This is a genomic window from Aminobacter sp. P4_D5 (genome assembly GCF_056401815.1).
Genome location: NZ_JBFUIP010001084.1, coordinates 1 through 586, shown reverse-complemented (window position 1 = coordinate 586; position 586 = coordinate 1). Strand labels below are relative to the sequence as shown.

Sequence of the window (586 nt, the reverse complement as noted above, 5' to 3'; positions counted from 1 at the left end):
TCTTGGGCCAGCAGGCGATCGGCATGGGAGGGCGCATCCGGGTTCTCGGCGACGGTGCGGCGTACGGCTTCGGCCTCGTCGGCCGCCAACAGGACCAGAAGCTCCGGCGCGGCATCCGGCCGACTGGCCAGCGCCACGCGCTCCGCCAGCAAGCCACGGAAGGCCGTGTGGGTATCGGCATGGGGCTGGTCGAGCGGCGCCATCCGCGCAGTGTCGCGCGAAAGGCTTTCGCAGGGATTAAGGGCTCAGCGCGTGCGGGCGGGGGCGGAGGTGGTGCCGTTGCCACCGCCGGGCATGGAGGCGGCCGCCGCGGCAAGGGCCGCGATCGGCAGCATGACCAGCGCTGGCGCGGCCAGCCCGGAACCGCCCAGCGCGCTGCCGCTCTCCAGCATGGGCCGGGCACTCGCAAGGTTGCGCGACGGGATCCGGGGGCGCGGCGCGTTCACCAGCCGCGGACCGGCGGCGCCACGCGCCGGTACCACCACATCGGCCCCGGCGGGAACCACGACCACGCGCTGCTGGGACCAGGCCGGTCCGGCCATGGCAAAGGCGAGGAGCGTGAGGGCGATGCAACGCATGGTTAGGT

2 protein-coding genes are annotated in these 586 nt (G+C 73.9%); both read right to left on the bottom strand.

Going from position 1 to position 586, the window contains the following annotated elements:
* On the bottom strand, positions 1–203 hold a 203-nt coding region (locus AC1DWF_RS36790; RefSeq protein WP_476843364.1), incomplete at its 3' end, for a hypothetical protein.
* 42 nt (positions 204–245) lie between these two features.
* A partial coding sequence (locus AC1DWF_RS36785; protein ID WP_476843363.1) for a hypothetical protein occupies positions 246–586 on the bottom strand: 341 nt, incomplete at its 5' end.